Below are 7,496 nucleotides of genomic sequence, written 5' to 3' on the forward strand. Positions count from 1 at the left end.
CTGCACGTTCCGTGCAAGTCTGAAATAATGCAGCTACCCGCTGGCCTGCATCCGTTAGCTTATTTACCCAGGCATTGCTGATAAGCCGCAATACAATTCTTTAGCCCCAGCTCAATCGCATCCACGGTAAAGGCATGCCCAATCGAAACTTCCTGTAGATCCGGCAGAGCTTGTCGAAAGACGCTTAGATTTTTCAGGTTGAGATCGTGGCCAGCATTGACCCCAAGACCAATAGAGGCCGCGAACGACGAGGCTTGCGCAAATTGCTGTAGGCTTGCGCTGTGGTCACCCTGCTCGTGGGCGTGCGCATAGGGGCCGGTGTAGAGCTCTATGCGGTCGGCCCCAACTTCTTTGGCTAGCGCTATCTGCGCTGTGTCTGGATCCATGAACAGGCTTACCCGGCACCCCAGTGCTTTTAATTCGGCAATGATGGGTCGCAGCTCATCGGAAGAACGCACCAAATCAAATCCATGGTCCGAGGTGAGCTGACTGTTGCTGTCGGGTACTAGGGTGCATTGGGCGGGTCGAGTGCGGCGAACGATTTCCAGAAAGCCGGGGTAGTCGCTGACGCCTGCGCGATCCGATTTCATGGGCGCGGCGAAGGGGTTGCCTTCTATATTGAACTCAACGCTGAGCATGTTGGCGAGTTCGTAGCAATCGTCGGCGCGGATATGGCGCTGGTCGGGTCGTGGATGCACAGTGATGCCGTCAGCGCCAGCATCGATACACATCTGGGCGTGTTGGGTAACGCTGGGATATTCGGTGTCTCGCGAGTTTCGGATCAGGGCAATCTTATTGAGGTTGATACTCAGAGCAACACTCATGATGCCGGCCCGGCCTCGCTGACAGTAACGCGTTCGACCACAACCCTTTCTTTGGGTACATCGCGCATGAAGCCCACGGTGTGGGTCGGCAGGTTGTTGATTTCCCGCACGACTTCGCGTCCCTCGGTAACTTTGCCGAAGACGGCATAGCCATCCTTGCCGCCACGACGATCCAGGCTCAGGTTAAGGCCAGTATTAATGAAAAACTGCGAGGTTGCACTGTCCGGGTCGCTGGTGCGGGCCATGGAGACTGTCCAGCGATCATTAGTCAGACCGTTGTCGGCTTCGTTTTTGATGGGGTCGCGGGTTGGCTTTTCTTCGAGGTCTTTGGTGAAGCCGCCGCCCTGGATGACGAACCGGCGGATGCTGCGGTGAAAGATTGTGCCGTCAAAAAAGCCACTTTTGGCGTAACTCAGAAAATTGTCGACGGTGATGGGCGCTTTATCCGGATAAAGCTCAATCACGATGTCACCTTTGGTGGTGTGCAGGGTGACCAATGGGTTCTGTGCGTTGGCAATCGCAGAGACAAACAACAAAACAGCAAAAAGGGCAGTGCGCATCAGATCCACTCCGAACGTCTTTTGGGCTTCAGGCGGGGAATGATTATGGCGGCAAGTATGCCCAGAATCACTGCGAAGGCACCATTGAGAAAGGCCTCGTTTTCGTGATTTTCCCGCAGGCGGCTGTTTTCGGTTTCGAGAACGTCGACTTTATCTCTCAGCATCTGTTTGGCTTCAGACAGTTGCTGGTACTCGCGATCCAGTTTGATGGCGTTGGCGGAAACCCGTTTGATTTCCTCCAGCTCCTTTTGCAACTCGAGGTTTTGCTGCTCCAGCTCCGCAACGATTTCTTTGGCTTCTTTAGAATTGCCGGCGGCGTTGGTGAAAGCCCGTTTCAATTTGCTGTTTTCTTCTTCCAGCGCTTTCAGGCGTGCGGTGGCTTCAGCCAGCTTGAGTTCTGCAACCGGTTCTCTGTCGAGATAACGCGACAGCATCCAGCCCTCCAGCCCGCGACGGGTGCGGATCAGGCTGTAGCCGGCTTCGTCGTCGGTTTCCAGCACGCTAACTTCGGTGCCGCTGGGCAAGCCCTTGTGCAAGATGCGGTGGCTCTGGCTTTTGCCGCTGCGCAACGGAACATAGAGTCGGTCGGTAACGTAGCGGACCTCTTCCTGTGCCGTGGCGGTCAGTGGTACTGAGAGCCCGGCGCAGAGTAGGGCGATGGACAATAAGGGTGCTGCAAACTTGTTCACTCGATGTTCCAGTTATCAGTTTGTTTAGGGTGGGCTAAATCTACCGCAATGGGTCAAGAGATTAAACCGCTCAGGGGAGTACCTGTTTGAACGGCTTCACAGTTACCTGCGCGTAAACCCCGGCTTCGATGTAGGGGTCCTGATCTGCCCACGCTTGGGCGTCCGCCAGAGAGTCAAAATCGGCAACGACCAGGCTGCCGGTAAAGCCAGCTTCACCGGGGTCGTTGCTTTCAACTGCAGGATAGGGGCCGGCCAACACCAGTCGCCCTTCCTGCTTTAAGGCTTCGAGCCTGGCCAGATGTGCCGGGCGCGCTTGTTTGCGCAGTGCCAGGCTGTTTGGAACGTCCTGACTGTTGATGGCAAATAACACTGAAACCTCCTGTAGTATTCGCGTTGAGCGTTTAATGCTGCTGGAGAATGTCTTCCAGCGTCAGCTCGGTGAATTTTTCTATACCCTTAAAAAGGTAAATCATGGAAATAGTCATGACGATCATGCTGGGTACGGCAATCACCGGAAAGCTCAACGCAGTCATCTTGCCCAGCTCTTCGGTATAGGCGGTGGTGCCCGGCGGGCTGACCAGCACCCATTTGGCGAGTAGGTAGTTCAGCACCGACGACAGGAAGAAGGAACAGGCTACTAGCACGGTGGCCATTTTCAGGCGCTGTTCCAATAGGGCTTCGGTGCCCTTTTGACGGGCGGCCTGGGTGATTTTCTCCACCTGCATGATCTGCTCGTTAAAAAGAAAGGTTCGCACCAGAGGGAAGCGCGTATACTGCGATATCAGTGTGGCCAGTCCGAGAGCCCCGGGAATGGCGGCTTCCTTGATGGCGATATACTTTGGGTCGAGCTGCAGCAGGCTAATGCCACCGGTTAGGGCGATGCTGACTACCCCGATAATAGAAAAGATGTTGGCCTCGCGGGTTTTGCTGAAATCGCGCAGTCCGTAAGCTATTGGAAATGCCAGTGCCACGACAATAGCCCAGCTTGGCCCCAAATACTCTTCCTTGCCCAGCTTGGTCAGGATCAGTGTGGGGATGATAAGATTGAACAGCAGGTTGGCGAGAATGCCTCCATGTTGCTGTTTTGCGGGTTTGGCAGTTTGCGACATCTAGCTGGAATCTGACCGGAATTTTGAGAGCCGTCACTATACTGGCTTTAGCCGGGCGGGCCAACTCAGGCGCGTTTGTTGGTGAACTTTACGAAAGGATAGAGTTACTTGCGGGTCGATTTTCATACGCACACCACCTTGTCTGACGGTAGTCTTAGTCCTGCCGAATTAATCGCGCGTGCGGTGGAGCAGGGGGTGGAGATGCTGTCATTGACAGATCACGATACGCTTGCCGCCTATCAGCATCTGCCTGAAGATATTCCGCTTACCCTGATTCCCGGCATTGAGCTGTCGTGTGTCTGGTCTGGCGTGACCGTGCATGTACTGGGTTTGAATGTTGATCTGGCAAGTGTTGATCTACAGTGCGCCGTTGCTGGGCAGGATCAGGCGCGAGAATTGCGCGCTCAAAAAATAGGCGAGCGCTTGGCAAAGCAGGGCGTGCCAGGTGTATATGAAACAGCGCGTGCAGCGGTGGGCGAAGGTCGTGCCCTGGGGCGACCGGATTTTGCCCGCGTGTTGATCGAGCGCGGTGCAGTCAGCAGTTTCAATCAGGCCTTTGACCGCTTTCTCGGCGCTGGCAAAGTGGGTGACGTTAAAATGCATTGGCCCGAGCTGGGCACCGTGATTCAGTGGATCGTCGCCAGTGGTGGCGTCGCGGTGTTGGCCCATCCGCTGCATTACAAACTTACCCGAACCAAGTTGCGCCGTCTGCTGGTGGACTTCATGGAGGCCGGCGGACGCGGTATCGAAGTGGCGAATGGCCGGCAGTGGAGCGATGCGGATATTGATTTTTTGCGTAGTCTTTGCAAAAGCTTTGGTCTGATGGCCTCTGTTGGCAGCGATTTTCATGCGCAAACCCCCTGGAGTGAAGTGGGCTGCGATGCCAGTCTGGTTAGTAATTGTGTGCCGGTATGGTCAGCCTGGCAGTGAGTCTTGGTGCCAGTACCCACAACCATCGTAAGGAGTTTTGTTTGAGTCAATTTTTTCAGGTTCACCCGGAAACGCCGCAAAAGCGCTTGATCGGCCAGGCGGTGGATATTATTCGCCGCGGAGGCGTGGTGGCTTATCCTACCGATTCAGGTTACGCCCTAGGATGCCATCTCGGCGACAAGTCGGCCATGGAGAGGGTGCGGCGGATTCGGCGGCTTGATGCCAGCCACAATTTTACGCTGGTATGCCGGGATCTTTCGGAGCTGGGTACCTATGCGCGGGTCGACAACAGTGCTTTCCGGCTGTTGAAACTGCACACGCCCGGTCCATACACGTTTATTCTGCAGGCCACGGGCGAGGTGCCGCGTCGACTGCTTCAGGCCAAGCGCAAGACCATTGGCCTGCGCGTGCCCGCCAATGCGGTGGCGCTGGCGTTGTTGGAGGAATTGCGGGAACCGCTGATGAGTGTGTCGCTGATTCTGCCGGGAGAAGACATGCCCATGACCGACCCCTATGACATTCGCGATACCCTGCAACACGAGTTGGATCTCGTGATCGATGGCGGTTTTTGTGGCATGGAGCCGACGACAGTGATTGATCTGGTTGATGAGGTGCCGGTGCTGGTGCGCAAGGGGCAAGGTGACTGGTCGGCATTTGCGTCCGAATAAAGGGCTAGTCATAGTACCCGTGCCGGCATCTGCGTATAATGCGCCGATTACCTTGCCGCTGACGGCAACACACCCCCCGGGAATTACGCTTTGGTGGAAGACGATACAATAATTGCGGAAAACGACGCGACTGGAGCTCAGGAGGGCGTTGCCAGGCTGGAGCCTGCAAGCCCGAATCAGACCGGCGGTGCACCACTGACGCTGGAGGCCTTGCGCCGCAGTGCTCCTGACTCTCCCCAGCAAGGGGAGATGCCTTTCGCGGTCGTGCTGGGCAAGGCCGTCACCGAGCTGCCCAAAGACCTTTATATTCCGCCAGATGCTCTGGAAGTCTTTCTGGAGGCCTTTGAAGGCCCGCTCGACCTGCTGCTCTATCTGATCAAGCGTCAGAACCTCGATATTTTGGAGATCGATGTCTCCAAGATTACCGACCAGTACATGCAATACGTCAACATGATGAACGCAATGCAGTTTGAGCTGGCGGCAGAATACCTGCTGATGGCGGCCATGCTTGCGGAGATCAAGTCGCGTATGCTGTTGCCGCGCTCCTCCGAGGCCGAAGAGGAAGAGGACGATCCGCGCGCCCAGCTTATACGGCGTCTGCAGGAGTATGAGCGCTTTAAAAAGGCGGCGGAAGAGATCAATGAAATTCCGCGCATGGGGCGTGACCTATACCAGGCTACTGCAGAACCACCGGCGCGTGACAAAGCTCGCCCGGAACCTGATGTAGAGATGCGTGAATTGATGCTGGCTCTCAGTGAAGTGCTGCGTCGCGCAGACCTGTTTGAAAGCCATCAGATTCAACGCGAAAAGCTGTCCACACGAGAGCGAATGTCTGAGGTGCTGGCGCGGCTGTCTACTGAGCGTTTTACGCCTTTCGTTACCCTCTTTGCCCCGGAAGAAGGGCGGGTTGGGATCGTGGTGACATTCCTGGCAGTCATGGAGCTGATCAAGGAATCGCTGATCGAGATTGTACAAACCGAAGCCTTCGGGCCCATTCACGTTAAAGCCAAGTCCTGAGCATGGAAACAGAACAGCTGATTCGTATTATAGAGGGCGCTTTGCTTGCTGCTGGTAAGCCCTTGACCATCCAACAATTGGGTGACCTATTTGAAGAGGGCGAGCGCCCTGAGAACGAGCAGCTTCGTGAAGCCTTGCAAACCCTTACCGCGCAGTGCGAGGGGCGGGGTTTTGAGTTGAAACAGGTGGCCAGCGGCTACCGGTTTCAAGTGCGCGAAGCTGTGGCTCCCTGGGTCGGAAGACTTTGGGAAGAAAAGCCACAACGCTATTCTCGGGCCCTGCTGGAAACCCTGGCACTGATTGCTTATCGGCAGCCCATCACGCGCGGCGATATTGAAGATATTCGCGGTGTGGCGGTGAGCTCCCAGATTATCAAAACCCTGCTGGAGCGTGAGTGGGTACGAGTGGTTGGACACAAAGATGTTCCCGGCCGACCGGCAATGTACGCTACAACCCGCAAGTTTCTGGACTATTTCAATCTGCGCAACCTGGATGACCTGCCAGCGCTGGCCGATATCAAGGATCTCGACAACCTCTCAGGTGAGTTGAGCTTTGACGAGGCCGACGGTAATGGCGGTGAATCTGGTGAGGAAGCCGGCGATGGAGCAGAGACGTCGGCAAATGGAGTAACCCACGATGAAACGCCGGATGCGTCAACACCTGATGATATCGGCAGTGGGCTGGAGAGTGATGAGAGAGCTGAAGACGACCTGGAACAAAACTATACCGGTGACCAACAACTGGCCCTGGAGTCGTCAGACGATGAGCCCGAGCCCGACGATGCCGGGGATTCGGATGCGGAATCAGAATCGGAATTCCGCGCATGAGTGATGAAAAGCTACAAAAAGTGCTCGCCAGAGCGGGACTTGGGTCGCGTCGCGAAATGGAGCGGGCCATTGCTGATGGTCGGATTACCGTCAATGGCAAGCCCGCCAGCCTGGGCGACAGGGTGGATAGCGACGCCCGGATTACACTAGATGGCAGGCCGATCAAGCTCACGACGCCCGATAGCGTGCGTGGCCGTGTTCTGATCTACAACAAACCGGACAACGAAATCTGCAGTCGCAAGGATCCGGAAGGCCGGCGCTCAGTGTTCGACAGCCTGCCGCGTACCCGTGGCGAGCGGTGGATTTCGGTTGGGCGGCTGGATTTTACTACCAGCGGGTTGTTGCTGTTTACCACAGATGGCGAGCTGGCCAACAAGCTGATGCACCCATCGTCAGTCATTGAGCGCGAGTACCTGTGTCGGGTGATGGGCCAGATCACCGAAGATCGGCTGCAGGCGATGATAGACGGTGTAATGCTGGACGATGGGGTTGCTCGCTTTACCGACATTGTTGACGGTGGTGGCGAGGGCATCAATCACTGGTTTTATGTGGTGATCATGGAAGGGCGTAACCGCGAAGTACGCCGCCTGTGGGAATCGCAGGGCCTGCAGGTGAACCGCCTAAAGCGCGTGCGCTATGGCAATACTTTTTTGCCACCCAAGCTCAAGGCCGGGCAGTGGATGGAGTTACCTGTAGATGAGGTGACAAAGGTTTATGAAATGGCTGGCATGGCGGCACCCGGCAAGAACAAATCCGTGCCCAGACCCGATGGCAAGGTGCATGGCAAACCGGCGCGCAATCGGGGCCGGCGCAACACACGCAAGGCCTGAACATACTGTTGGGCATAAAAAAACCCGCCTGAGGCGGGTTAA

General features: G+C 56.1%; 10 protein-coding genes. 5 read left to right on the top strand and 5 right to left on the bottom strand.

The genetic code is table 11. From position 1 onward, the window contains the following. Positions 1-59: 59 nt before the first annotated feature. The 5 genes from ABYP39_RS06230 to ABYP39_RS06250 form a co-directional block, all read right to left on the bottom strand. The gene (locus ABYP39_RS06230; protein WP_372758138.1) at positions 60-824 is read right to left on the bottom strand and encodes a pyridoxine 5'-phosphate synthase; all 765 of its coding nucleotides are present in this window, start codon (positions 822-824) and stop codon (positions 60-62) included. Next, the gene (locus ABYP39_RS06235) at positions 821-1,384 is read right to left on the bottom strand and encodes a peptidylprolyl isomerase (RefSeq protein ID WP_372765209.1); all 564 of its coding nucleotides are present in this window, start codon (positions 1,382-1,384) and stop codon (positions 821-823) included. Before ABYP39_RS06235 ends, ABYP39_RS06230 begins: the two co-directional genes overlap by 4 nt. Beyond that, the gene (locus ABYP39_RS06240) at positions 1,384-2,073 is read right to left on the bottom strand and encodes a TIGR04211 family SH3 domain-containing protein (RefSeq protein WP_372758140.1); all 690 of its coding nucleotides are present in this window, start codon (positions 2,071-2,073) and stop codon (positions 1,384-1,386) included. The genes ABYP39_RS06235 and ABYP39_RS06240 overlap by 1 nt, the downstream gene beginning before the upstream one ends. Positions 2,074-2,143: 70 nt before the next feature. Further along, positions 2,144-2,443: a YciI family protein gene (locus ABYP39_RS06245; RefSeq protein ID WP_372781624.1), complete on the bottom strand. Its 300-nt coding sequence runs from the start codon at positions 2,441-2,443 to the stop codon at positions 2,144-2,146. A gap of 31 nt (positions 2,444-2,474) precedes the next feature. Beyond that, the gene (locus tag ABYP39_RS06250; protein ID WP_372781626.1) at positions 2,475-3,182 is read right to left on the bottom strand and encodes a VC0807 family protein; all 708 of its coding nucleotides are present in this window, start codon (positions 3,180-3,182) and stop codon (positions 2,475-2,477) included. Between the two features lie 108 nt (positions 3,183-3,290). Between ABYP39_RS06250 and ABYP39_RS06255 the strand changes: the two genes are divergently transcribed. The 5 genes from ABYP39_RS06255 to rluB all read left to right on the top strand — a co-directional run bounded on the left by ABYP39_RS06255 (position 3,291) and on the right by rluB (position 7,454). Then, complete coding sequence (locus tag ABYP39_RS06255) at positions 3,291-4,112, top strand: PHP domain-containing protein (protein WP_372758143.1); 822 nt, start codon at positions 3,291-3,293, stop codon at positions 4,110-4,112. A 41-nt stretch (positions 4,113-4,153) separates the two neighbouring features. Beyond that, a complete protein-coding gene (locus ABYP39_RS06260) occupies positions 4,154-4,780 on the top strand; it encodes an L-threonylcarbamoyladenylate synthase (RefSeq protein ID WP_372758144.1) in 627 nt (208 codons plus the stop codon). 195 nt (positions 4,781-4,975) lie between these two features. Further along, positions 4,976-5,797, top strand: a complete 822-nt coding sequence (locus tag ABYP39_RS06265) for a ScpA family protein (protein ID WP_372748782.1) — start codon at positions 4,976-4,978, stop codon at positions 5,795-5,797. A 2-nt stretch (positions 5,798-5,799) separates the two neighbouring features. After that, positions 5,800-6,624, top strand: coding sequence for an SMC-Scp complex subunit ScpB (gene scpB / locus ABYP39_RS06270; RefSeq protein ID WP_372748781.1), 825 nt, complete (start codon positions 5,800-5,802; stop codon positions 6,622-6,624). Continuing rightward, positions 6,621-7,454, top strand: coding sequence for a 23S rRNA pseudouridine(2605) synthase RluB (rluB, locus tag ABYP39_RS06275; RefSeq protein ID WP_372781628.1), 834 nt, complete (start codon positions 6,621-6,623; stop codon positions 7,452-7,454). Before scpB ends, rluB begins: the two co-directional genes overlap by 4 nt. The last annotated feature ends 42 nt before the right edge of the window (positions 7,455-7,496 follow it).

Origin of the sequence: Litorivivens sp. (genome assembly GCF_041625495.1) — a bacterium.
GTDB lineage: Bacteria > Pseudomonadota > Gammaproteobacteria > Pseudomonadales > Spongiibacteraceae > Litorivivens.